The 23,755-nt window shown below is 62.6% G+C and carries 20 protein-coding genes; 17 read left to right on the top strand and 3 right to left on the bottom strand.

The window, feature by feature from the left end; translation table 11 throughout:
* Positions 1 to 9 precede the first annotated feature (9 nt).
* The 3 genes from MHI61_RS05945 to MHI61_RS05935 are packed head-to-tail and all read left to right on the top strand — an operon-like array spanning position 10 to position 2,440.
* Entirely contained in the window at positions 10 to 471 is a 462-nt protein-coding gene (locus MHI61_RS05945) for a DUF4126 family protein (RefSeq protein WP_239789598.1), read from the top strand.
* The gene (locus tag MHI61_RS05940; RefSeq protein ID WP_239789597.1) at positions 468 to 1,829 is read left to right on the top strand and encodes an FAD-containing oxidoreductase; all 1,362 of its coding nucleotides are present in this window, start codon (positions 468 to 470) and stop codon (positions 1,827 to 1,829) included. Before MHI61_RS05945 ends, MHI61_RS05940 begins: the two co-directional genes overlap by 4 nt.
* Positions 1,830 to 1,870: 41 nt before the next feature.
* Complete coding sequence (locus MHI61_RS05935; protein WP_239789596.1) at positions 1,871 to 2,440, top strand: DedA family protein; 570 nt, start codon at positions 1,871 to 1,873, stop codon at positions 2,438 to 2,440.
* On the opposite strand, the gene MHI61_RS05930 is transcribed toward MHI61_RS05935, so the two are convergent.
* Positions 2,435 to 3,475, bottom strand: coding sequence for an NAD(P)-dependent alcohol dehydrogenase (locus tag MHI61_RS05930; RefSeq protein ID WP_239789595.1), 1,041 nt, complete (start codon positions 3,473 to 3,475; stop codon positions 2,435 to 2,437). The two genes, MHI61_RS05935 and MHI61_RS05930, sit on opposite strands and share 6 nt — an antisense overlap.
* A 442-nt stretch (positions 3,476 to 3,917) precedes the next feature.
* Between MHI61_RS05930 and MHI61_RS05925 the strand changes: the two genes are divergently transcribed.
* The 8 genes from MHI61_RS05925 (at position 3,918) to MHI61_RS05890 (ending at position 13,286) form a co-directional block, all read left to right on the top strand.
* On the top strand, positions 3,918 to 4,280 hold the full coding sequence (locus MHI61_RS05925; RefSeq protein ID WP_239789594.1) for a copper resistance protein CopC: 363 nt from the start codon (positions 3,918 to 3,920) through the stop codon (positions 4,278 to 4,280).
* A gap of 299 nt (positions 4,281 to 4,579) precedes the next feature.
* Positions 4,580 to 4,669 carry a K(+)-transporting ATPase subunit F gene (kdpF, locus tag MHI61_RS05920; protein ID WP_020923123.1) on the top strand — a complete coding sequence of 30 codons (90 nt, stop codon included), beginning with the start codon at positions 4,580 to 4,582 and terminating at the stop codon, positions 4,667 to 4,669.
* Between the two features lie 53 nt (positions 4,670 to 4,722).
* On the top strand, positions 4,723 to 6,426 hold the full coding sequence (gene kdpA, locus MHI61_RS05915) for a potassium-transporting ATPase subunit KdpA (RefSeq protein ID WP_239789593.1): 1,704 nt from the start codon (positions 4,723 to 4,725) through the stop codon (positions 6,424 to 6,426).
* A 64-nt stretch (positions 6,427 to 6,490) separates the two neighbouring features.
* Positions 6,491 to 8,551 (top strand): potassium-transporting ATPase subunit KdpB, encoded by a 2,061-nt coding sequence (gene kdpB / locus MHI61_RS05910; protein ID WP_239789592.1) that lies wholly within the window; start codon positions 6,491 to 6,493, stop codon positions 8,549 to 8,551.
* Between the two features lie 60 nt (positions 8,552 to 8,611).
* Entirely contained in the window at positions 8,612 to 9,181 is a 570-nt protein-coding gene (kdpC, locus tag MHI61_RS05905) for a potassium-transporting ATPase subunit KdpC (protein ID WP_222146077.1), read from the top strand.
* 198 nt (positions 9,182 to 9,379) lie between these two features.
* Positions 9,380 to 12,088: a sensor histidine kinase KdpD gene (locus tag MHI61_RS05900; RefSeq protein ID WP_239789591.1), complete on the top strand. Its 2,709-nt coding sequence runs from the start codon at positions 9,380 to 9,382 to the stop codon at positions 12,086 to 12,088.
* Positions 12,085 to 12,777: a response regulator transcription factor gene (locus tag MHI61_RS05895; RefSeq protein ID WP_239789590.1), complete on the top strand. Its 693-nt coding sequence runs from the start codon at positions 12,085 to 12,087 to the stop codon at positions 12,775 to 12,777. The genes MHI61_RS05900 and MHI61_RS05895 overlap by 4 nt, the downstream gene beginning before the upstream one ends.
* 53 nt (positions 12,778 to 12,830) lie before the next feature.
* Positions 12,831 to 13,286, top strand: coding sequence for a PTS sugar transporter subunit IIA (locus tag MHI61_RS05890; RefSeq protein ID WP_239789589.1), 456 nt, complete (start codon positions 12,831 to 12,833; stop codon positions 13,284 to 13,286).
* A 49-nt stretch (positions 13,287 to 13,335) separates the two neighbouring features.
* On the opposite strand, the gene MHI61_RS05885 is transcribed toward MHI61_RS05890, so the two are convergent.
* Positions 13,336 to 14,352, bottom strand: a complete 1,017-nt coding sequence (locus MHI61_RS05885; RefSeq protein WP_239789588.1) for a porin — start codon at positions 14,350 to 14,352, stop codon at positions 13,336 to 13,338.
* A gap of 359 nt (positions 14,353 to 14,711) precedes the next feature.
* Here MHI61_RS05885 and MHI61_RS05880 point away from each other — a divergent pair, with 359 nt between their 5' ends.
* The 5 genes from MHI61_RS05880 (at position 14,712) to MHI61_RS05860 (ending at position 19,562) form a co-directional block, all read left to right on the top strand.
* The gene (locus tag MHI61_RS05880) at positions 14,712 to 15,737 is read left to right on the top strand and encodes a sulfate ABC transporter substrate-binding protein (RefSeq protein ID WP_239789587.1); all 1,026 of its coding nucleotides are present in this window, start codon (positions 14,712 to 14,714) and stop codon (positions 15,735 to 15,737) included.
* An 8-nt stretch (positions 15,738 to 15,745) separates the two neighbouring features.
* Positions 15,746 to 16,603, top strand: a complete 858-nt coding sequence (gene cysT / locus MHI61_RS05875) for a sulfate ABC transporter permease subunit CysT (RefSeq protein ID WP_239789586.1) — start codon at positions 15,746 to 15,748, stop codon at positions 16,601 to 16,603.
* Positions 16,593 to 17,465 (top strand): sulfate ABC transporter permease subunit CysW, encoded by an 873-nt coding sequence (gene cysW, locus MHI61_RS05870; protein ID WP_239789585.1) that lies wholly within the window; start codon positions 16,593 to 16,595, stop codon positions 17,463 to 17,465. The genes cysT and cysW overlap by 11 nt, the downstream gene beginning before the upstream one ends.
* Positions 17,466 to 17,475: 10 nt before the next feature.
* A complete protein-coding gene (locus MHI61_RS05865) occupies positions 17,476 to 18,516 on the top strand; it encodes a sulfate/molybdate ABC transporter ATP-binding protein (RefSeq protein ID WP_239789584.1) in 1,041 nt (346 codons plus the stop codon).
* Between the two features lie 230 nt (positions 18,517 to 18,746).
* Positions 18,747 to 19,562 carry a cell wall hydrolase gene (locus MHI61_RS05860; RefSeq protein ID WP_239789583.1) on the top strand — a complete coding sequence of 272 codons (816 nt, stop codon included), beginning with the start codon at positions 18,747 to 18,749 and terminating at the stop codon, positions 19,560 to 19,562.
* 35 nt (positions 19,563 to 19,597) lie between these two features.
* Here MHI61_RS05860 and pepT read toward each other — a convergent pair whose 3' ends face one another.
* Positions 19,598 to 20,830 carry a peptidase T gene (pepT, locus tag MHI61_RS05855; RefSeq protein ID WP_239789582.1) on the bottom strand — a complete coding sequence of 411 codons (1,233 nt, stop codon included), beginning with the start codon at positions 20,828 to 20,830 and terminating at the stop codon, positions 19,598 to 19,600.
* A gap of 250 nt (positions 20,831 to 21,080) precedes the next feature.
* Between pepT and ligD the strand changes: the two genes are divergently transcribed.
* Positions 21,081 to 23,726, top strand: coding sequence for a DNA ligase D (ligD, locus tag MHI61_RS05850; protein WP_239789581.1), 2,646 nt, complete (start codon positions 21,081 to 21,083; stop codon positions 23,724 to 23,726).
* Positions 23,727 to 23,755 lie beyond the last annotated feature (29 nt).

Here is a 23,755-nt window from a genome sequence, read left to right as displayed (position 1 = left end):
GGATCGCGCATGTTTCTGTTTCTTGCATTGCTGATCGGTGTCATCTCCGGCCTGCGCGCCATGACCGCGCCCGCTGCCGTCGCCTGGGGCGCAGCACTCGGGTGGTTCGACGTCTCGCAAACGCCGCTTGCCTTCATGGGTTACCGCTGGACGCCGTGGATCTTCACGGTTCTCGCCATCGTCGAGCTGATCACCGATCAGCTGCCCTCGACGCCGTCGCGCAAGGTGCCGGTGCAGTTCGTCGCCCGTATCGTCACCGGGGCGCTCGCCGGGGCGACGATCGGCGCCGCCAGCGGCCTGCTCTTCGGCGGGCTGATCGCCGGCGTGATCGGCGCCGTCATCGGCACCTATGGCGGTGCCGCCGTTCGCGCCAGGCTGGCCGCCTCCTTCGGCAAGGACCTGCCGGCCGCCCTCATCGAGGATGTCGTCGCCGTCATCGGCGCGGCGCTGATCGTGGTGGCCATGTCATGAAAAGCTTAGACGCCATCGTCATCGGCGCCGGCCAGGCCGGCCCGTTCCTCGCCGCCCGCATGGTCGAAAAGGGCATGAAGGTCGCGCTGATCGAGCGCAAATTCCTTGGCGGCACCTGCGTCAATGCCGGCTGCATGCCGACGAAGACGCTGGTCGCCAGCGCCCGTGCCGCCCATGTCGCCAGAAGTGCTGCCGCTTACGGCGTCAATATTCCGGGCGACATCGCCATCGACATGAAGGTGGTCAGAGCCCGCGCCGAAACGGTGACGATGAATGCCCGCAACGGCCTGATCGGCTGGTTTTCCGGGATGGACGGCATGAGCGTGATCTATGGTCATGCCCGCTTCGAGGGTCCGAAGACCGTCAGCGTCAACGGCGAGACGCTGAGCGCGCCGCGCATCTTCCTCAATGTCGGCGCGCGGCCCGTCATTCCCGAACTGCCGGGTATCGATGACATCGACTATTTCACCAGCACCTCGATCATTCATCTCGACACGCTGCCGCGGCATCTGGCCGTCATCGGCGGCAGCTATATCGGGCTGGAATTCGCGCAGATGTATCGCCGCTTCGGCGCCGAGGTTAGCGTCATCGAACACGGCCCGAAGCTCGCATCGCGCGAGGACGAGGATATATCCGACGCGATCGCCGAGATCCTGCGTTCGGAAGGCATCGGCGTGCACACCGATGCGAAGGATATCGGTTTCGCAAGAAATGGCGACGGCGTGAGCGTCACCGCCGGCTCGGCGACAATCGATGCGAGCCACGTGCTGATCGCCACCGGCCGCACGCCGAATACCGACGATCTCGGCCTCGATGCCGCCGGCGTCGCCACCGACAAACGCGGCTATATCACCGTCGACGATAAGCTCGCCACCAATGTCGAAGGCATCTTTGCGCTTGGCGACTGCAACGGCCGCGGCGCCTTCACCCACACGTCCTACAATGATTTCGAGATCGCCGCCGCCAATCTGCTGGACGGCGACGACCGCAAGCTGTCGAGTCGGATCCCTGCCTATGCGCTTTATATCGACCCGCCGCTTGGCCGCGTCGGCATGACGGAAAAGCAGGCGCGCGAGTTGGGGCGCAGGATCATGGTCTCGACCCGCCCGATGAGCCGCGTCGGCCGCGCCAATGAGCGCGGCGAGACCAAGGGCTTTATGAAAGTGGTGGCCGACGCCGAAACCAAGGAGATTCTCGGTGCGGCGATATTGGGCATCGAGGGCGACGAGGTGATCCACGGCCTGATCGACGCGATGAATGCCGGCACAACCTATCCCACGCTGAAATGGTCTGTGCCGATCCATCCAACGGTGTCGGAGCTGATCCCGACGCTGCTCGGCGATTTGAAGCCGGTTTAGCCTTGACCTGACGCTTCGGAAACAGCTGGGGGCGGGCCGCCATGTCTATAGAACTGCTGATCGAGAATTACGGCCTGCTGGCAATCTTTCTCGGAGCTGCCTTCGAAGGCGAAACGGCCGCTTTCCTGGGCGGCGTGGTCGCTCATCGTGGCTTGCTTCCCTACTGGGCGGCAGCGTCTGCGGCAACCGCCGGATCCTTCGCCGGCGACCAGTTCTGGTTCTTTGCCGGCCGATACGCCGCCCGATGGAGCCTCGTCCGCCGGCTGCTGGAAAGACCGGCGCTTGCCCGCGTCACCCGGCTTCTGGAGACCTATCCCACAGGCTTCATCCTTGCCTTTCGTTTCCTGGTCGGGTTGCGGACGATCAGCCCCGTCGTCATCGGGACGACTGGGATATCGACCGGGAAATTCGTTGTCCTAAATGCGGTAGCCGCACTAGTCTGGGGACAGCTTTTCACCGCGCTCGGTTATCTCTTCGGGCACGGAATCCAGCAGACATTGGGCCACCTCCCCCTTCACCGCCATCTGCTGATCGCGGTCGGAGCCGCGGCTGTTGTCGCAGCCGCCGCGCTTGTCCTTCGCAAGATGAGAATGAGCGCCGGGCACTCATAGAACGATCTGCAGCTTCACGTCGCTCGGCCGCGCCTCGACGGCACGATCGAAGGCCTTGATCGAATCCTCGAAGGTGAAGGTCTCCGATATCAGCGGCTTCAGATCGACGCGGCCCGAGCCGAGCAGCGCGATCGAGCGCTCATACTGATGGGCGTAACGGAACACCGTTTCGATGCGGATTTCCTTGGTCGTCGCCGTCGAGACGTCGAAACCGATCGGATTGACCGGCAAGCCGACGGCGACGATGACGCCGCCCGGGCGCGGCAGCGCCATGATCGTCTCCCAGGCCTTGGGCGAACCGGAACATTCGAAGACGACGTCGGCGCCCCAGCCGTCGGTCAGCCTGCCCACTTCTTCGATCAGATTCGTCTCGCGGATATTGACCGGTATGACGCCCTGATATTGCGCGGCGATATCGAGCTTCGGCTGGGCGAGATCGGCAACGATCACCCGGGCGCAGCCGCCTGCAAGGGCGGCAATCGCCACCATCGTGCCGATCGGGCCGGCGCCGAGAACGATGGCGGTATCGCCCGGCGCAATCTTTGCCTTGGCGGCCGCCTGCATGCCGACCGCGAAGGGCTCGACCATCGCGCCTTCGGCAAAGCTGACATTGTCGGGCAGCTTGAAGGTATAATTGGCGGGATGCACAACCTCCGGTGTCAGCACGCCATGAACCGGCGGCGTCGCCCAGAAGCTGACGGCGGGATCGATATTGTACATGCCGAGCCGGCTTGCCTTGGAATTCGGGTCGGGGATGCCAGGCTCCATGCAGACGCGGTCGCCGACTTTCAGATGCGTGACACCGGAGCCGACCTCGACCACCGTGCCCGCCGCCTCATGACCGAGCACCATCGGCGCGTTGACGACGAAGGGACCGATCTTGCCGTGGGTGTAATAATGCACGTCCGAACCGCAGACGCCGACGGTATGAACCCTGATCTTGACCTGCCCCGGTCCTGTCTCCAGCGGCAGATCGATATCGCGAAGCGCAAGCTCATGCTGGCGCTCCAGCACCAGCGCACGGACTTTGGTCATGATCGGTTTCCTTCCCTTTTGTGCCGTCGACACGGACTATAAGACCGTAAGCGGCGGCAATTCAATCGCGCCGATCAAGCTTTTGCTCAACATGTGATGAAATGCCCATTTTCTATAATCCGAAAGATTCACGCTCCAAGACCTCCGTATGATTCCAGCCGAGGCCGACGGAGAGTACATTCTCAATTCGAGAGCCCGGCGTTGAGGACAGGCAGAGATGAAAAACGGCCCAACATTATCAAGGTCATTCCGGAAATTCTGGCAGCGGCTTGCGGACCTGTTCGCCGCGCTGCCGAAAGGCCGCCAGCCGCGGCCGGTGCGCCTTATCGCAAAAACTAGGGATCGAAATCATCCTCCGCAGCGTTAATAGTGATGCGTCGGCATGGCGTCACGGAAGCATGAAGGCTCCGGGCACATGCGGATCGGCACAAGGAAGACCATCATGAAGTCGATCGCGTCATTCTGTCTGTTCGCCTTCCTTCTCTTCACCGCAAGTGAAGCGACTGCGGCCTTGGAACAAGCCTCGCTCCCATCGCAACAGCAGGAAGAACAACTCGTTCCTGCCAATCTCGAGCTCACCTTCACCGGCCCGGTCGATCTTGCCCGTTCGACGGCCGTGCTGTTCGATGCCGAGGGGACGGCGCTTCCCACCGGCAAGCCGTTTCTCTCCGGCCCTGAGGGATCGATCTTCAAGATTCCGCTCGATCCTGCCATGGCACCCGGCCTCTATACCGTCGACTGGCGCGTGCTCTCGATGGACGGCCGCAGCGCCGAAGGCCGATACCAGTTCCGGGTCGACCCTTAGCTCGCTTACTGAAAAGCCTTTATAAGATTTTTATATAGACGGGCGCTTGTCCGTCTCGAACCTTTATGCCCTTTGGCTCCATATTCATGGCCGAGAGATCGAACGATCATCTACACGCCAGAAAGCATGAAAGGCGGCCCTCCCCCGTGGATGGCGCCCTTTGTCTTGTCTGACTCCAGGACGAACCACAGGAGTCACGATCATGATGGATATCATTCTACTCGGCACTGCGATCATCTTCTTCGCGCTGTGCTTTGCCTACACCAGAGCCTGCGACAGGCTTTAGCGGGAAAAGCGCCATGACCCTCGATTATGTCTTGAGCGGCGCGGTGACCGTGTTTCTCACCCTTTACCTCACCTACGCTCTGCTTCGCCCTGAGCGCTTTTGAAGAAAGCCGGCGCTTCCAGTTGCGAGGCGTCCGGTTATAGAAAGTCCACCTCCATGACCCTCAACGGATGGCTTCAGATCCTGCTTTATTGCGGGATCGTTCTTGCGCTCGTCAAACCGCTCGGCGGCTATATGACGCGTGTCTTCAGCGGCGAACGCACTTTCCTCTCCCCAGTCCTCACTCCCATCGAACGCGGGCTTTACCGCGCCGCCGGCACCAGCGAGAGCGAGGAGCAGCATTGGACCTCCTACGCCTTCGCCATGCTGACGTTCAATCTTCTCGGCGTCATCATGCTTTATGCGCTGCAGCGGCTGCAGGCCGGCCTCCCCTATAATCCGGCCGGCATGACAGCCGTCCCGCCGGAGCTTTCCTTCAACAGCGCCGTCAGCTTCGTCAGCAATACCAACTGGCAGAACTACGGCGGCGAAAGCACGATGTCCTATCTCACCCAGATGGCCGGCTTCACCGTCCAGAACTTCGTTTCAGCGGCAACGGGCATCGCCATCGCGCTCGCCTTCATCCGCGCCTTCTCGCGCGCCTCGGGCAAGGCCATCGGCAATTTCTGGGTCGATATGACCAGGGCGACCTTCTATGTGCTGCTGCCGATCTCGATCGTGCTGACGCTCGTCTATGTCTATCTCGGCGTGCCGCAGACGCTCGGACCCTATGTCAATGCGACGACGCTCGAAGGCGCACGGCAGACGATCGCCGTCGGCCCCGTCGCCTCGCAACTGGCGATCAAGATGCTCGGCACCAATGGCGGCGGCTTCTTTAACGCCAATTCCGCCCATCCGTTCGAAAACCCGGACGCGATCTCCAACCTCATCCAGATGGTGTCGATCTTCGCCATCGGCGCAGCGCTGACCAATGTCTTCGGCCGCATGGTCGGCAACCAGCGCCAGGGCTGGGCGATCCTTGCCACGATGGGCGTGCTGTTTCTCGCCGGCGTTGTCGTCACCTATTGGGCGGAAGCCGCCGGCAATCCGCTGATGCACGCCTTCGGCCTTCACGGCGGCAACATGGAAGGCAAGGAAGTCCGCTTCGGCGTGGCGCTTTCGTCGCTCTTTGCGGTCATCACTACCGCCGCCTCCTGCGGCGCGGTCAACGCCATGCATGGCAGCTTCACCGCGCTCGGTGGCCTCATTCCGCTGATCAACATGCAGCTCGGCGAGATCATCGTCGGCGGTGTCGGCGCCGGCTTCTACGGCATCCTGCTGTTCATCATCGTCGCCGTCTTCGTCGCCGGCCTGATGGTCGGCCGCACACCGGAATATCTCGGCAAGAAGATCGAGGCGAAGGAAATGAAGATGGCCGTCCTCGCCATCCTCTGCCTGCCGCTCGCCATGCTTGTCTTCACCGCGATCGCCACGGTGCTGCCGTCCGCCGTCGCCTCGGTCGGCACCGCCGGTCCGCACGGCTTCTCCGAAATCCTCTATGCCTATAGCTCGGCTGCGGCCAATAACGGCTCGGCCTTCGGCGGCCTGACCGGCAACACGCCCTGGTACAACGTGACGCTCGGCATCGGCATGCTCGCCGGCCGCTTCCTGGTCATCATCCCGGCGCTCGCCATTGCCGGTTCGTTGACCGCCAAGAAGACGGTTCCGGCTTCTGCAGGCACCTTCCCGACCGACGGCCCGCTCTTCGTCGGCCTGCTCGTCGGCACGATCCTGATCGTCGGCGGCCTGACCTTCTTCCCGGCGCTAGCGCTCGGGCCCGTCGTCGAGCACCTCGTCGGCCTCGCCGGACAGACTTTCTGAGGCAATGCCGTGACTGCGTCACAGGTTTCGTTCGCCATCCTCGTTTCAAAGCTGGAGTCTCCTGATGAGCCAGGCAAAAACCGCGAGCATCATCGATTCTCGCATTCTCGTTCCGGCCGTCGGCGCCGCCTTGAAAAAGCTCGATCCGCGCGCGCTGGCCAGAAATCCTGTCATGTTCGTCGTGGCCACGGTCTCGGTGCTGACCACAGTGCTTTTCTTGCGCGACCTCGTCACCGGCAAAGGCAATCTCGGCTTCTCCTTCCAGATCAATCTCTGGCTCTGGTTCACCGTGCTCTTTGCCAATTTCGCCGAAGCCGTCGCCGAAGGCCGCGGCAAGGCGCAGGCGGATTCGCTGCGCAAGGCGCGTACCGAAACCCAGGCGAAACTGCTGACCGGCAATAATGGCAACGACTATCGCATGGTACCGGGCACCAGCCTCAAGGTCGGCGATATCGTGCTCGTCGAGGCCGGCGACATCATCCCGTCGGACGGCGAAGTGATCGAAGGTGTCGCCTCCGTCAACGAAGCGGCCATCACAGGCGAATCCGCCCCGGTCATCCGCGAATCCGGCGGCGACCGCTCGGCCGTCACCGGCGGCACCCAGGTGCTGTCCGACTGGATCCGCGTGCGCATCACCGCGGCGGCCGGCGCGACCTTCCTTGATCGGATGATTTCGCTGGTCGAAGGCGCTGAGCGCCATAAGACGCCGAACGAGATCGCGCTCAACATCCTGCTCGCCGGGATGACGCTGATCTTCGTGCTCGCCACCGCGACGATCCCGAGTTTTGCCATCTATGCTGGCGGCTCGATCCCGATCATCGTGCTCGTCGCCCTCTTCGTCACCCTGATCCCGACGACGATCGGCGCGCTTTTGTCGGCGATCGGCATTGCCGGCATGGACCGCCTCGTCCGCTTCAACGTGCTCGCCATGTCCGGCCGCGCGGTCGAAGCCGCCGGCGACGTCGATACGCTGCTGCTCGACAAGACCGGGACGATCACCCTCGGCAACCGCCAGGCGACGAACTTCCGGCCGGTGCGCGGCGTCTCCGAACAGGACCTCGCCGACGCCGCCCAGCTCGCCTCGCTTGCCGACGAAACGCCGGAAGGCCGCTCCATCGTCGTGCTCGCCAAGGAGAAATATGCGATCCGCGGCCGCGACATGGCGAGCCTCAAGGCGACCTTCGTCCCCTTCACCGCCCAGACCCGCATGAGCGGCGTCGATCTCGAAGGCGCCTCGATCCGCAAGGGTGCGGTCGACACCGTGCTTGCCTATGTCGCCGGTGACGCCCCCTCGAAAAACGGCAGCGAGGTCGTGCGCGAGCTGCAGTCGATCGCCGACGAGGTCGCCAAATCGGGCGGCACGCCGCTCGCCGTCGCCCGCGACGGCCGGCTGCTCGGCATCATCCAGTTGAAGGACATCGTCAAAGGCGGCATCCGCGAACGCTTCACGGAGCTGCGCCGCATGGGCATCCGCACCGTGATGATAACAGGCGACAACCCGCTGACGGCGGCCGCCATCGCCGCCGAAGCCGGCGTCGACGATTTTCTCGCCCAGGCAACGCCGGAGATGAAACTGGCGCTGATGCGTGAGGAACAGGCCAAGGGCAAGCTCGTCGCCATGTGCGGCGACGGCACCAACGATGCCCCTGCGCTTGCCCAGGCCGATGTCGGCGTCGCCATGAACACCGGCACGGTCGCCGCCCGCGAGGCCGGCAACATGGTCGATCTCGACAGCGATCCGACCAAGCTCATCGAGATCGTCGAGATCGGCAAGCAGTTGTTGATGACGCGCGGCGCGCTGACGACCTTTTCGATCGCCAACGACATCGCCAAATACTTCGCCATCATCCCGGCGATGTTCCTGACCTTCTACCCGCAGCTAGGCATCCTCAACGTCATGGGACTGTCGACGCCGCAAAGCGCCATCCTCTCGGCGATCATCTTCAACGCATTGATCATCATTGCGCTGATCCCGCTGTCGCTGAAGGGGGTGCGCTATCGTCCGATCGGCGCTGGCGCGCTTCTGTCGCGCAACCTGCTGATCTACGGCCTCGGCGGCATCATCGTCCCTTTCATCGGCATCAAGGCGATCGACATGGCCGTCGCCGCTCTCGGCCTCGCCTAGCGGAAGATCCGGTTCCTCACCGGAACCGGTCTCCGCGTGAACTCTCCAAGGAGCAGAACAATGTTGAAAGAATTCCGCCCGGCAGTCGTCATGATCCTCGCCACCACCGTGATCACCGGCCTTCTCTACCCCCTTGCCATGACCGGTGCGGCCCAGGCCCTGTTCCCCACCCAGGCGAACGGCAGCCTCGTCGAGAAGAACGGCCAGGTGATCGGCTCGACGCTGATCGGCCAGGCATTCACCAGCGACAAATATTTCCACGGCCGCCCCTCGGCCGCCGGCGACGGCTACAATGCGGTAGCCTCCAGCGGTTCCAACCTCGGCCCGACCAGCCAGAAGCTGATCGACCGGGTCAAGGGCGACTACGAGGCCGCCAAGGCGGAGAACCCGAATGCGGCGGTTCCCGCCGACCTCGTCACCGCGTCGGGCAGCGGTCTCGATCCCGATATTTCGCCGGAGGCCGCCTATTTCCAGGTGGCCCGTGTCGCCAAGGCGCGGAGCCTTGACGAGGCCAAAGTGAAGGCGCTGGTCGACGGCGCCGTTCACCACCGCGAACTCGGCCTTCTCGGCGAACCCACGGTCAATGTTCTGGCGTTGAACCAGAGCCTTGATGCTTCTATGACTGAGTGATGTTGCGGGCCACAACCTCTACCTCATTCCTGTGCTCGTCACAGGAATCCAGCCACGCGAAGTCCTTCGCGTGAAAGAGTCCTTCGCGTCGCAGACGCGACGCTGCCGGATCCCTGTGACATCCCTTGGGCGAAGCCCTGAGGGCACAGGGATGAGGGAAGGTTGGAGCGAGCCTCGCCGACAGGAAAGACCACACGCATGCCAGACGACAATCGCGACCAGGCCGGCAGGCCATCGCCCGATGCGCTTCTCGAAAAAGCCCGGGCGGAGATGCGCGGCCGTCTGAAAATCTTTTTGGGCGCCGCCCCCGGTGTCGGCAAGACCTACGAGATGCTGATCTCCGGCCGCGCCAAGATCGGCGATGGTCTCGACGTCGTCATCGGCGTCGTCGAAACCCATGGCCGCAAGGAGACGGAGGCGCTCGTCGCCGGCTTCGAGATCATTCCCCGCGTCGAAATCGACTATAAGGGCCGGCTGCTCGAGGAAATGGATCTGGACGGCATCCTCGCCCGCCAGCCGGATCTCGTGCTCGTCGACGAACTCGCCCACACCAATGCCGAGGGCAGCCGCCATCCGAAACGTTACCTCGACGTCAAGGAACTGCTCGATCGCGGCATTGACGTCTATACGACGCTCAACATCCAGCATGTCGAGAGCCTGAACGACGTCGTCTCGCAGATCACCCGCATCCGGGTGCGCGAGACCGTGCCGGATTCGATCATCGATCTTGCCGACGATGTCGAGATCATCGATTTGACACCGGATGACCTGATCAAGCGCCTGCATGACGGCAAGGTCTACATGCCGCGCACGGCCGAGCGGGCGCTGACCAATTATTTCACGCCGGGCAACCTAACGGCGCTCCGCGAACTGGCGCTGCGCAAGACCGCCCAGCGCGTCGACGACCAGCTGCTGACCCACATGCAAGCTCACGCCATATCGGGCCCCTGGGCGGCGGGCGAACGGGTCCTCGTCTCCGTCGATCATCACCCGCGCTCGGCCTCTCTGGTGCGCTACGCCTCGCGCATGGCCTCGCGGCTGCGGGCGCCTTGGGCGGCCGTCTATATCGAGACCCACCGCTCGATCAACCTCAGCGAAGCCGAGCGCGATACGATCGCCTCGACACTGCGGCTTGCCGAACAGCTCGGCGGCGAGGCGATCACCATTCCCGGCCGCGAGGTGGCCGAGGAACTCGTCCGCCACGCCACCGCCAACAACGTCACCCATATCGTCATTGGCGCGCCGAAGAAGCCGACCTGGCGCGACTGGTGGGGCCGCTCGATCACCGACGAGCTGATCCGCAAGACCGGCGAGATCAGCGTCCATGTCATCTCGGGCACCGAGAAGGACGGCACCACCGCGCGCGGCATCAAGGCCGCCGCCACCGCGCCGCAACTGGATTTCCGCGCCTATCTGCTGGCGACCGTCTATGTCGCCATCGCGCTCGGCGTCAGCATCGTGCTCGACCAGGTGCTCGATGTGCGCAACCTCGCCCTGGTCTTTCTGATGGCGGTGCTGACCTCCGCCGTCCTCCACGGCCTGCGGCCGGCGCTCTACAGCTGCATTCTCGGCGCGCTGTCCTTCAACTTCTTCTTCCTGCCGCCTCGCTACACGCTGACGATCAGCGACCCGGAAAGCGTGCTCGCTTTCTTCTTCTTCCTCGGCGTCGCCGTCATCGCCAGCAATCTGACCGCGACCGTGCAGCGCCAGGCCGCCGCCGCCCGGCAGCGGGCGCGCACGACCGAAGATCTCTATCTCTTCTCGAAAAAGCTCGCCGGCACCGGCACCCTCGACGACGTGCTCTGGGCGACCGCCTTCCAGCTCGCCTCGATGCTGAAGGTTCGCGTCGTACTGCTGCTGCCCGAGGAAGGCACCATCGCCGTCAAGGCCGGTTATCCGCCCGACGACACGCTCGACGATGCCGATATCGCCGCCGCCCGCTGGGCCTGGGAGCACAATCACGCTGCCGGCCGCGGTGCAGACACCCTGCCCGGCGCCAAGCGCCTCTATGTGCCGCTCCGAACCGGGCGCACCGCCGTCGGGGTCATCGGACTCGACAGCGACCGCCCCGACGGGCCGCTGCTGACGCCCGAGCAGCAGCGGCTGCTCGATGCCCTGGCCGACCAGGCGGCCCTTGCCATCGAACGCGTTCAGCTCGTCGCCGACGTCGACCGGGCAAGGCTCGCAGCCGAAGCCGACCGGCTGCGCTCGGCTTTGCTCACCTCGATCTCGCACGATCTGAAGACGCCGCTCGCTGCCATCCTCGGTGCCGCCGGCACGCTGCGCGATTACTTCGCCTCGATGCCGGAGGAGGATCGCGCCGACCTGCTTTCCACCGTCGTCGACGAATCGGAGCGCCTCAACCGCTTCATCGCCAATCTGCTCGACATGACCAAGATCGAGTCCGGCGCATTGGAGTCGAACTCTGCGCTGCATTATGCCGGCGATATCGTGGGCACGGCGCTCGCCCGCGCCGCAAAGATCCTGGAGCATCACAAGACCGAGATGAGCATGCCCGCCGAGCTGCCGATGGTGCGGGTCGATCCTGTCCTGTTCGAGCAGGTGATCTTCAACCTTCTCGACAATGCCGGCAAATACGCGCCTGCGGGATCGGTGATCCAAATCGAAGGCCGGGCCGATGCCGACAATGTCGTCGTGCAGGTTTTGGACGAAGGCCCGGGCATTCCGCCGGCCGACCTTGCCCGCGTCTTCGACACTTTCTACCGGGTGCGCAAGGGCGACCAGGTGCGCGCCGGCACCGGGCTTGGCCTGTCCATCTGCCGCGGCTTCATCGAGGCGATGGGCGGCACGATCACGGCCGGAAACCGGCGTGGCCGCCCAGGCGCCGTCTTTACCATCCGCCTGCCGAAACCCAACGACATTCCGAAACTGGATGAACTCAAATGACCGGTTCAGCCGTCAAAATCCTCGTCGTCGACGACGAGCCCCCGATCCGCAAGCTGCTCCGCGTCGGCCTGACCGCGCAGGGCTACGAGGTGCAGGAAGCGCCGAATGCCGAAAGCGCCCGCCAGTCAGTCGCCGACGACATGCCCGACCTCGTCGTGCTCGACCTTGGCCTGCCCGACACGCCGGGCCATGACCTCTTGCAGGAGTGGCGCGACGGAGGGCTTTCCATGCCTGTTGTCATCCTGTCCAGCCGCACCGACGAGGCCGGCATCGTCAACGCGCTGGAAAGCGGCGCCGACGATTATGTCGCCAAGCCCTTCGGCATCAACGAACTCGGTGCCCGTATCCGCGTGGCGCTGCGCCACCGGCTGCAGCAGCAGGGGGAAAGGGCGATCTTCCAGACCGGCGGGCTGTCGATCGACCTCGTCAAGCGTATCGTCAAGGTCGACGGTGAGGACCTAAAACTGTCGCCGAAGGAATACGACATTCTGCGCGTGCTCGCCCAGCATGCCGGCAAGGTGCTGACACACCAGTTTCTGTTGAAGCAGGTCTGGGGGCCGGCGGCTGACGTGCAATATCTGCGCGTTTACATCAGACAGATCAGGCAAAAGGTCGAGAAAATTCCGGATCAGCCGCACTATATCACCACCGAGACCGGCGTCGGCTACCGGCTCAGAGAACCGGACTGATATTCCTCCCCTTCCCCGTTGCCGACCTTCGAGCCGACTATATCGAGAATGACATGAACCTTCCCAGTATCATCCGGCCGAAACATACTTTCATCGGCGTATCGGCTCCGACGAAATGGCGGGCGCTGCAGACCATTGCGGAGAAAGCGGCCATCGCCTTTTCCGTCGATTCGCAGATCATCCTGAAGGCGCTCGAAACCCGCGAAAAGCTTGGCTCCACCGGGATCGGCAACGGCATCGCCATTCCGCATGCGGCGATCGAGACCATGAGCAGCCCGCGCGGTCTGCTCTTCCGCTTTTCCCGGCCGCTGGATTTCGAGGCGATCGACGATGTTCCGGCCGAGATCGCCGTCGTGCTGCTTTTCGGGGAGAACAACCGCGGCGAATATCTGAACGTGCTGTCGGCCATCGCCCTGCGGCTGCAATCGGACGGCGTGCTCGCCGCCATGCGCAAGGCAAGGACGGCCGACGAATTCTATTCCGATTTCATCGCCGACTCGCGGGTATGAAAAAGGCGCGGCCCAAAGGCCGCGCCCGGTCGTCTGCAGTGAGACGATCTTAGAAATCGCGCTGGAAGCGCAGGAAGCCGAACACTTCGTCGTCGCCTTCGTCCTCATCGTGATATTGCACGCTGAGCTTCGAACGCAGGTCTTCGACGATCTGGTAGTCAATCGTGACACCGGTTGTGTAGGCGCTGCCGCCGGTGAAGCCATTGCCGTCAGCCTCGAGAGCAATGTTTTCGAAGTACTGGAAGCCGGGAGTGATCTTCCACTTGTCATTGATCTTCAAGGCGTATTCTGCTGCGATCGTCCATTCGGACTCTTCGTAGTAGTAGTTGGCGCCGCTTGCCCAGATGCCGGCGATGCCGAGCGTGCCCGGGCCGATATCGGCATAGACGATACCGCGGACAGCAACTTCGCTGGTGTCGGTGTCATAACCGGCAAGCAGGTAAGCGCTGACGGCGCCGGCCTTGTAGGAGACCTGGCCTGCGACACCGAAGTTGTTCGGGCCTTCGCCCGGCTTGGTGGCGTAGTCTTCTTCCAGTTCGTCGACCGAAATGCCGGCTGCGAAAGCGCCCAACTCGTACTGATAACGGATCGAGTTGTGGCTCGTCTCGTTGCTGGCGAGCGTATCGGTCTCGCCGCTCATGTCGTCATCCCACCAGCTATAGAGCATACCGACGCGGAAGCCGGCAATGTCGAGATAGCCTTCATCCAGCAGAGCTTCCTGATCGGAGGCATTGTTGGCATTGTAACGTAGCGTCATGACGCCGGTGAGCGTGCCGAACTCGGTGTCGTTCTTCGCCTGGAAGGTGACCTGGCCACGCGTCCAGAAGTTTACGTCGGAATCGCCGGCGATGTTGTCACCGAAGCGAACTTCGGTACGGATGTAACCGCCGATCGAAAGGCATGTTTCCGTTCCCGGAATATAAAAATAGCCGGTGCCGTAGGCGTCGCAAACGCGAACATATTCCACGGGCTCGGGTTCCGCCGCCACGATGGCGTCGGCTGCGCGTGCTCCGGAGGCCGCGGCAAGGGCGGCAACGGAGGCAAAAAGGATAGTTCTGATATTCATTTTGAATGGCCCTAACAGGTTGGAATGCGAGGCGCATTTCAAGGGATGCCCCCACGTAGCGGCCGGCAAATACGACCGCACCGTCGCCATATAGGAATCCGCAAGTGTCATCGCGGCAAAATCCGGGCAAAAATCAGCATTGCCTGCGTCGGTTGCGGGGGAACTGTGGCCAAAAAAACACGGTTCTGCGGCAGGACGGCGGCGACCGGGCGATTGGCCGCGGCCAACTCCGGCACGTCTATTTCCAAATAACCCCTCAAATGGAATGGCATTCTAACAGGGACGCCAGAACCGGAAGATGTTTCGTTTCATTATACGACTGACTTGATAGAGTTAAGACAGTAAACAGGAGGGTCCCAATGCAGACACAACGGTTCACCCGGCTCCTCGCGGCCGCGGTCATGGCAGGCAGCTTCGTCTTCGGCAGCATGACGCCTGTATTCGCGGATCAGGCGTTGCTTAACGTCTCCTATGATCCGACCCGCGAATTGTACAAGGACTTCAACGCCGCCTTTGCCGCCAAATGGCAGAAGGACAATGGGGAAACCGTTACGATCAAGGCCTCCCACGGCGGTTCCGGCGCCCAGGCCCGTTCGGTCATCGACGGCCTCGACGCCGACGTCGTCACGCTGGCGCTCGAGGGCGATATCGATGCGATCGCCAAGGCGACCGGCAAGATCCCCACCGACTGGAAGACGAAGTTCCCGAACAATTCGACACCCTACACCTCGACGATCGTCTTCCTGGTCCGCAAGGGTAACCCGAAGGGCATCAAGGATTGGGCCGACCTGGTCAAGGACGACGTGCAGGTGATCACGCCGAACCCGAAGACCTCGGGCGGCGCCCGCTGGAACTTCCTCGCCGCCTGGGCGTGGGCCAAGCAGGCCAATGGCGGCGACGACGCCAAGGCGCAGGATTACGTGACGAAGCTGCTGCAGCATGTTCCGGTCCTCGACACCGGTGCGCGCGGCGCCACGACCACCTTCGTTCAGCGCGGCCTCGGCGACGTGCTGCTCGCCTGGGAAAACGAAGCCTATCTTTCGCTCGAGGAACTCGGCCCCGACCAGTTCGAGATCGTCACGCCAAGTTTCTCCATCCGCGCCGACCCGCCGGTCGCCATCGTCGACGGCAATGTCGACAAGAAGGGCACGCGCAAGGTCGCCGAAGCCTATCTCAACTACCTCTATTCGGACGAAGGCCAGAAGATCGCCGCCAAGCATTACTACCGGCCGATCAAGCCGGAAGTCGCCGATCCGGCCGACATCGCCCGCTTTCCGAAGCTGACGCTCGCGACCATCGATGATTTCGGCGGCTGGAAAGAAGCCCAGCCGAAATTCTTCGGCGACGGCGGCGTATTTGACCAAATCTACAAGCCGGCCCAATAATAGATTTCATGAAAGCACATAGCCCCACGCGGTGGCGGTTCAAACGGCCGAGCGTCATTCCGGGTTTCGGAATGGCGCTCGGCCTTACCTTGACCTGGCTCACCCTCCTGATTCTCATCCCGCTCTCGGGCATTGCTGTCCGCTCGAGCGCCCTCGGCTGGGAGAAATTCTGGTCGATCGCGCTCGATCCGCGCACGCTGAACGCGCTGCGCATCAGCTTCGGCAGCGCTTTCATCGCCGCGATCGTCAATGCCGTCTTCGGCATCATCCTCGCCTGGGTGCTGGTGCGTTACCGCTTCCCCGGCAAGCGCGTCATCGACGCCATGGTCGATCTGCCCTTCGCGCTGCCGACTGCGGTTGCCGGCATCGCGCTGACGACGCTCTACGCGCCAAACGGCTGGATCGGCCAGTTCCTGACGCCGCTCGGCATCAAGATCGCCTTCACGCCGGCCGGCATCGTCGTGGCGCTGATCTTCGTCGGGCTGCCCTTCGTCGTGCGCACCGTGCAGCCGGTCATGGAGGAAATCGACAAGGAGGTCGAGGAGGCCGCCGCGACACTCGGCGCCAATCGCCTCCAGACGATTTTCCGCGTCCTGCTGCCGGGGCTGGCGCCGGCCGTGCTCACCGGCTTCGCGCTCGCCTTTGCCCGCGGCGTCGGCGAATATGGTTCGGTCATCTTCATCGCCGGCAACCTGCCATTCAAATCGGAGATCGCGCCGCTGCTGATCATCATCAAGCTCGAAGAATATAATTACGCGGCGGCGACCGGCATTGCGGCGATCATGCTGATCCTCTCCTTCGCCATGCTGCTCGTCATCAACCTCATCCAGAGCTGGAGCAGGCGGAGGTATGGCTATGGCGCTTGATACGACCGCGCAACCCATCAAGCTGCGTTCGGTGACCACCGAACACCGGATCGCGCGCTACAGCCTGATCATCCTGTCGCTGGTCTTCCTGCTGCTGATCCTGCTGCTGCCGCTTGCCGCCGTCTTCGTCGAAGCCTTCCGCAAGGGGGCCGGCCCCTTCATCGAGGCGCTGCAGGATGCGGAGACCTTCTCGGCGATCCGCCTGACGCTGATCGTCGCCGGCATCAGCGTGCCGCTCAATCTCGTCTTCGGAGTCGCCGCCGCCTGGGCGATCGCCAAGTTCGAGTTCAAAGGCAAGGCCTTCCTGACGACGCTGATCGACCTGCCCTTCTCGGTCTCCCCCGTCATCTCCGGCCTGGTCTTCGTGCTCCTCTTCGGCGCCAATACCTGGCTCGGCCAGTGGCTCAGCGCCCACGACATCAAGATCCTGTTCGCCGTGCCGGGGCTGATTCTCGCGACCATGTTCGTCACCTTCCCCTTCGTCGCCCGCGAACTGATCCCGCTGATGCAGGAGCAGGGAACGGCGGACGAGGAGGCTGCGCTTTCGCTCGGCGCCAGCGGCTGGCAGACCTTCTGGTACGTGACGCTGCCGAACATCAAATGGGGCCTGCTCTATGGCGTGCTGCTTTGCAACGCCCGCGCCATGGGCGAGTTCGGCGCCGTCTCGGTGGTTTCGGGTCATATTCGCGGCCAGACCAACACTATGCCGCTGCAGGTCGAGATTCTCTATAACGAGTATAATTTTACCGGCGCCTTCGCCGTGGCCACGCTGCTGGCCCTGCTGGCGCTCGTCACCCTGGTTTTGAAGACGCTGCTGGAAATGCGTTACAGCGCGGAGATCTCCGCCAGCCGGCGGCACTGAAGGATTTGCAATGGAAGTACGCGTTCAAAACATTCGCAAGGAATTCGAGCGTTTTCCGGCGCTGCACGATGTCTCGCTCAGCATCCGCTCCGGCGAGCTGATCGCCCTCCTCGGCCCTTCGGGCTCCGGCAAGACGACATTGCTGCGCCTGATTGCCGGCCTGGAAAGCCCGACGGAGGGGCAGATCTTCTTCGGCGAAGACGACGCCTCGAAGAAATCCGTGCAGCAGCGCAATATCGGCTTCGTCTTCCAGCATTATGCCCTCTTTCGCTACATGACGGTGCTCGACAACGTCTCCTTCGGGCTGAGGGTCAGAAGCGGCGCACGGCGTCCTGCGAAGGCCGACATCCGCCGCCGGGCGCTGGAGCTGCTCGACCTCGTGCAGCTTTCCGGCCTTGAAACACGGTATCCGGCGCAGCTTTCCGGCGGCCAACGCCAACGGGTGGCGCTCGCCCGCGCCATGGCCGTCGAACCGAACGTGCTGCTGCTTGACGAACCCTTCGGCGCGCTCGACGCTCAGGTGCGCAAGGACCTGCGCAAATGGCTGCGCGAGATCCACGACCGCACCGGCCACACCACCGTCTTCGTCACGCACGACCAGGACGAGGCGCTGGAGCTTGCCGACCGCGTCGTCGTCATGAGCCAGGGCGCGATCGAACAGGTCGGCACGCCTGATGAGGTCTACGACAACCCCAACTCGCCCTTCGTCTTCGGCTTCATCGGCCAGTCGAATTGCCTGCAGGTCGAAATCTCAGACGGCGACATCCGCTTCGAAGGCCGCTCGCTCGGCCTCAATGCCGAGGGTGAGCCCGATGGACCCGCGCAGCTCTACTTCCGCCCGCACGACGTCAGGCTCTGCGAATCGGCGGAAAACTGCATTGCCGGCCAGCGGGTCTCCAGCCGCCGCGTCGCTGGCACCCGTCATATCGAACTCGACATCGGCAATGACCGCCCGCATATCGAAATCGAGCTGCCGCCGAGCGAGGCAGACCGGCTCGACCGCTACCGGGTGGCTTTCAAGCCGACCCGCTGGAAGCTGTTCCGCAGCTGACGGATCAAGGGCGCAAAGTGGGCTGCCGCAGTCTGGGCCGCTGCATAATTCGTTAAATTTTCGGAATTATGCAGCAGGCAGTCTGACACTCTCCGCCGAAGTCGCCTTTGGCGGGAGTCGATTTTGGTTTTTGTGATCTACGGTTGTTTGTGTTTCAGTCATATGACGAGTAAAAGTTTTTTCGCATTAATCATAAAGGGCTGGACTAATCCCATAGGAGGCACCTGGCGTTGAGGGCGGAGATTTCCTTTGGAAAATCCCTGATCGGGATTTTATTCGTAGGACTGGCGGCCGCAGGCTGCACCACAACACCGAAGCCGGCGGCGACGGCGGCCAAGACCAAGGTTCAACCGACGAAAGTCACCTTCAATTATACGGCAAAAGATCGCGACTGCCTGAAGCGTGCGATGTATTTCGAATCGCAGCATTCCGATGAAGACGGCTATCTCGCCGTCGGCACCGTCGTCATGAACAGGCTGACGTCGGGCGCCTATCCACCATCGATCTGTGGTGTCGTCGCCCAGAACCGACAGTTTGCGCCCGGCGTCATGACGCGCGAGGTCAAGGCGCAGGCCGAACCGGAGCTTGCCACCGCGGCCGATGCGATCCTGCTGAAGGGCGCGCGCCATCCGGCGGTGAAGGATGCGATGTTCTTCCACACCGACGGACTGAAATTCCCTTACGACAACATGCACTATGTGACGGTCGCCGGCGGCAACGCCTTCTACGAGAAGCGCGACTCCAACGGCATGCTCGAAACGCCGCCGCCGCTGCCCTCCTACGAAGTGGCGATGAATTATGTGCCCGGCGAAAGCATGCTGCCGCCGCAGTTCGAGGTGCTGATCCCCTCGGCCGTTCCCGTTCCGCTGCCGGCGCCCGATCCCATGGCCACGGCGAGCACGGCACCGATGCGGATAACCGCGCCGGTGACCCCGCCGGAACCCTCGATCGCGCCCGAGCCGGGAATGCCGGTCGCCATCCCCACGCCACGCCCCGCCTATGACAGCGTGATGCTACGCGGAGCTATCCCGGCGAACGGCGGCTAAGCCCGCCGTTCCGATATCTCCGTGAGGAGAGCGCCTTAAGCGCGCTCTTCCCAGACCTTCGCCAGTTCCACGATCGTTTTGACCGCCTTTTCCATGTCCTGGCGGCTGACCCATTCGAGCGGCGAGTGGAAGGCATGGCCGCCGGCGAAGATATTCGGGCATGGCAGTCCCATGAAAGAAAGGCGCGAACCGTCGGTGCCGCCGCGGATGCTGCCGCGCACCGGCGTCATGCCGGCCCGGCGCACGGCTTCAAGCGCATTTTCGACGATCTCCGGGTGACGGTCGAGCACCGCCTTCATGTTGCGATACTGCTCCGTCACCTGGAAATGAGCGGTCGAGCCGGGATAGGCAACCATCACCTCCTTGACGATGGCGTCGAGCATGGCCTCCTTTTCCGCCAATCCCGCTTCGGTGAAATCGCGGATGATAAAGCTCAGCGACGCCTTTTCCATCGAACCGGTCACGCCGACCGGATGGATGAAGCCCTGCCTGCCTTCGGTGGTCTCCGGCGCCAGGTCCTTCGGCAACCGGTCGATGATGGCGCCGGCGATCTTGATGGCGTTCTCCATCCGGTCCTTGGCAAAGCCCGGATGGATCGCCACGCCTGAAATGCTGATCTCGACGCCATCGGCCGAAAAGGTCTCATCCTCGATATGGCCGGCGGTTTCGCCGTCCATCGTATAGGCAAAGTCGGCGCCGAGTTTCTTCAAGTCGACCCTGTTGACGCCGCGCCCGACTTCCTCATCGGGCGTGAACAGGATCTTGATCGTCCCGTGGCGGATATCGGGATTGTCGGCCAGCATCTGGGCCGCGGCCATGATTTCCGCCAGCCCTGCCTTGTCGTCGGCGCCGAGCAATGTCGTTCCGTCGGTCGTGACGATGTCATTGCCGATCTGGTTGTTGAGCTCCGGATGCTCGGAGACACGGATCACCCGGCTCGAATCGCCGATAAGCTGGATATCGCCGCCGGCATAATTCCGGATGATCTGCGGTTTGACGCCCGTGCCGGTAAAATCGGGCGCCGTATCCATATGCGAGCAGAAACAGATGACGGGTACCGGCTTGTCGCTATTTCCAGGAATGGTCGCATAGACATAACCGTGTTCATCGAGATGCGCATCGGCAAGACCGATCATCAGCAGTTCGTCGACCAGAACCCGGCCGAGATCCTTCTGCTTTTCGGTGGTCGGCTGCGTCGACGAGGCGGGATCGGATTGGGTGTCGATAACGACATAGCGGAGAAAGCGGTCGAGAACAGTGTCGGTCATGGCATCCAGTCCAGCAAGGTCATTTGACGATATAGCCCTCGCGGGCGATGCGGCAAAAGTTTTTTCCGCTCGGCGAATGCTTCTAGCGCCACAGTCGTTGATACGCGATCATACAATGGCGGGGACAAACAGTCCCCGTCCGTGCCAACTGGCGACAAGCCCTTTTCCTTTTCAGGGATTTGGCCATCGCTCGGCATGGGAACAACGATGACCGCTATTTCGTTTGAGGACCGAATGTCCAGGAACAGCCATGGCCAACGACAAGCTATCGAGCTACCGATCAAAACGCGATTTTCAGAAGACCGCTGAGCCCAGCGGTGAGCGGCGCATCAAAAAGAGCAACCGCCGCCGCTTTGTCATTCAGAAGCACGATGCGACACGTCTGCACTACGACCTGCGGCTCGAGCTCGATGGCGTGTTCAAGAGCTGGGCTGTCACAAAGGGTCCATCGCTCGATCCACGCGACAAGCGCCTGGCGGTCGAGGTCGAGGATCATCCACTCGATTATGGCGATTTCGAAGGCACAATTCCGAAAGGCCAGTATGGCGGCGGCACAGTCATGCTGTGGGATCGCGGTTATTGGGAGCCGGAGGGAAGGACGAGCCCCGAGCAAGCCCTTCTCAAGGGCGATTTCAAGTTCACGCTTGACGGCGAGCGCTTGCACGGAAGCTTCGTGCTTGTGCGCATGCGTAGCGATCGCGAGCGCAGCAAGCGTACCAACTGGCTGTTGATCAAGCATCATGACGAGTTCTCGGTGGAAGAGAACGGTGCCGCTATCCTGGAAGGCAACGTCACCTCGGTGGCCTCAGGCCGCAGCATGGAAATGATCGCAGCCGGCAAGGGGCGCAAGCCGAAACCCTTCATGGTGGAGGGCGGCAAGGTCGAGGCCGACGCCGTCTGGGACAGCAATCACGGACTGGCCGCCGACGAGCGGCGGGAAGCGAGCGGCGGAAAGCGCACCAGTACGGCGACGGCGGTTGATCTTCCGAATTTCATCGCGCCACAGCTTTGCGAGAAGCGGGAGCGGCCGCCTGGCGGGGACGGCTGGATCCACGAGATCAAATTCGACGGATATCGCATCCAGATGCGGGTGCTCGGCGGCGAAGCAACGTTGAAAACCAGGAAGGGTCTCGACTGGACGGCCAAGTACCCGGAAATCGCCCGGGCGGCGTCAGCCCTTCCAGATTGTATCGTCGATGGCGAGATCTGCGCTCTCGACGAGCACGGCGCGCCGGACTTCGCCGCGCTGCAGGCCGCGCTGTCGGAGGGCAAGACCGGCGATCTCGTCTACTTCGCCTTCGACCTGCTCTATGACGGCGGCGAGGACTTCCGCCTCGAGCCCCTCATCGAGCGAAAGACGCGGTTGCAGGAGCTCCTCACGGAGGCCGACAATGATCCTCGCATCCGCTTCGTCGAACATTTCACCGGCGGCGGTGACGCCGTCCTCAGGTCGGCATGCAAGCTCTCGCTGGAAGGCATCGTGTCAAAACAGGCAGATGCCGCTTATCATTCCGGTCGAGCGGAAAGCTGGGCGAAGTCCAAGTGCCGTGCAGGGCACGAGGTGGTCATCGGTGCCTATGCCAAAACCAACGGCAAGTTTCGTTCCCTTCTCGTCGGCGTTTTCAGCGACGATAACTTTGTTTATGTCGGCCGTGTCGGGACCGGCTACGGCGCCAAGAAGGTCGAAACGCTGCTTCCGAAACTGAAGGCGCTGGAGACTGCGCAGTCGCCGTTCACTGGAGCCGGCGCTCCTAAGAAGCAGGCTGAAGTCGTCTGGGTGAAACCCGAGCTTGTCGCCGAGATCGAATTCGAGGGCTGGACCGCGGACGGTCTTGTCCGGCAAGGAGCTTTCAAAGGATTGCGCGAAGATAAGCCGGCCAAGGAAGTCGAGGCAGAACGGCCGCTAAGACCCTCCAAAGCCAAGGTTGCGGAGCCGGCTTCGAGAGCCGATCAGAGATCAACGCGCCGTAGGGCTCAGAAGGCCGATGTCATGGGCGTCCTCATTTCAAACCCGGACAAACCATTGTGGCCGGGTACCAATGGTGGTGAGCCGGTAACAAAGGAAGAATTGGCCCGCTATTACGAGGCGGTCGGCGACTGGATGATCGCCCACCTGAAGGGCAGGCCCTGCTCGATCATCCGTGCCCCGGATGGAATTGATGGCGAGCAGTTTTTCCAGCGTCATGCGATGCCGGGGCAATCTAACCTGCTCGAATTGGTCAAAGTGTTCGGCGACAAGAAGCCATACCTGCAGATCGATCGCATCGAAGGCCTTGCCGGCTTCGCCCAGATCGCGGCGGTCGAGCTTCATCCGTGGAACTGTGAACCCGGTCAACCGGAAGTACCGGGTCGTCTGGTATTCGATCTCGATCCCGGACCCGATGTTCCCTTTTCCACGGTTGTTGCGGCTGCCCGGGAAATGCGCGACCGGCTGGAGGACCTCGGATTGATCAGCTTCTGCAAGACGACCGGCGGCAAGGGCCTGCATGTCGTGACGCCCCTTGCCGTCAATAAGCGTAAGCCGTTGTCCTGGCCTGAAGCAAAGGCCTTCGCGCACGACGTCTGCCAGCAGATGGCCCGCAGTACCCCCGATCTCTACCTTATCAAAATGACGAAGAGCTTGCGGGGCGGTCGCATTTTCCTTGATTACCTGCGCAACGACCGCATGGCGACAGCGGTGGCTCCACTCTCTCCTCGAGCCCGCCCAGGTGCCACGGTGTCAATGCCTCTGACATGGACGCAGGTGAAATCAGACCTTGATCCCAAAAGGTTTACGGTTCGAACCGTGCCTGCTTTATTATCGAAGTCGGCCGCCTGGAAGGATTATTGTGAGGGGCAGCGCGCCCTGGAGCAGGCCATCAAGAGGCTTGGCCGCACCGGCAAACATGCCGCCTGACACTGCCAGGCGCCAGGCCGCAGTTGGTG

The sequence above is a fragment of the Rhizobium sp. K102 genome (assembly GCF_022385315.1).
In the GTDB taxonomy this organism is placed as follows: Bacteria; Pseudomonadota; Alphaproteobacteria; order Rhizobiales; family Rhizobiaceae; genus Rhizobium; species Rhizobium croatiense.
This window is presented reverse-complemented; position numbering and strand designations above follow the sequence as displayed.

Bases quoted from the DNA above. Each gene is read 5' to 3' on its own strand.
- MHI61_RS05945 (WP_239789598.1), top strand. From the start codon at position 10: ATGTTTCTGTTTCTTGCATTGCTGATCGGTGTCATCTCCGGCCTGCGC.
- MHI61_RS05940 (WP_239789597.1), top strand. From the start codon at position 468: ATGAAAAGCTTAGACGCCATCGTCATCGGCGCCGGCCAGGCCGGCCCG.
- MHI61_RS05935 (WP_239789596.1), top strand. From the start codon at position 1,871: ATGTCTATAGAACTGCTGATCGAGAATTACGGCCTGCTGGCAATCTTT.
- MHI61_RS05930 (WP_239789595.1), bottom strand. From the start codon at position 3,475: ATGACCAAAGTCCGTGCGCTGGTGCTGGAGCGCCAGCATGAGCTTGCG.
- MHI61_RS05925 (WP_239789594.1), top strand. From the start codon at position 3,918: ATGAAGTCGATCGCGTCATTCTGTCTGTTCGCCTTCCTTCTCTTCACC.
- kdpF (WP_020923123.1), top strand. From the start codon at position 4,580: ATGACCCTCGATTATGTCTTGAGCGGCGCGGTGACCGTGTTTCTCACC.
- kdpA (WP_239789593.1), top strand. From the start codon at position 4,723: ATGACCCTCAACGGATGGCTTCAGATCCTGCTTTATTGCGGGATCGTT.
- kdpB (WP_239789592.1), top strand. From the start codon at position 6,491: ATGAGCCAGGCAAAAACCGCGAGCATCATCGATTCTCGCATTCTCGTT.
- kdpC (WP_222146077.1), top strand. From the start codon at position 8,612: ATGTTGAAAGAATTCCGCCCGGCAGTCGTCATGATCCTCGCCACCACC.
- MHI61_RS05900 (WP_239789591.1), top strand. From the start codon at position 9,380: ATGCCAGACGACAATCGCGACCAGGCCGGCAGGCCATCGCCCGATGCG.
- MHI61_RS05895 (WP_239789590.1), top strand. From the start codon at position 12,085: ATGACCGGTTCAGCCGTCAAAATCCTCGTCGTCGACGACGAGCCCCCG.
- MHI61_RS05890 (WP_239789589.1), top strand. From the start codon at position 12,831: ATGAACCTTCCCAGTATCATCCGGCCGAAACATACTTTCATCGGCGTA.
- MHI61_RS05885 (WP_239789588.1), bottom strand. From the start codon at position 14,352: ATGAATATCAGAACTATCCTTTTTGCCTCCGTTGCCGCCCTTGCCGCG.
- MHI61_RS05880 (WP_239789587.1), top strand. From the start codon at position 14,712: ATGCAGACACAACGGTTCACCCGGCTCCTCGCGGCCGCGGTCATGGCA.
- cysT (WP_239789586.1), top strand. From the start codon at position 15,746: ATGAAAGCACATAGCCCCACGCGGTGGCGGTTCAAACGGCCGAGCGTC.
- cysW (WP_239789585.1), top strand. From the start codon at position 16,593: ATGGCGCTTGATACGACCGCGCAACCCATCAAGCTGCGTTCGGTGACC.
- MHI61_RS05865 (WP_239789584.1), top strand. From the start codon at position 17,476: ATGGAAGTACGCGTTCAAAACATTCGCAAGGAATTCGAGCGTTTTCCG.
- pepT (WP_239789582.1), bottom strand. From the start codon at position 20,830: ATGACCGACACTGTTCTCGACCGCTTTCTCCGCTATGTCGTTATCGAC.
- ligD (WP_239789581.1), top strand. From the start codon at position 21,081: ATGGCCAACGACAAGCTATCGAGCTACCGATCAAAACGCGATTTTCAG.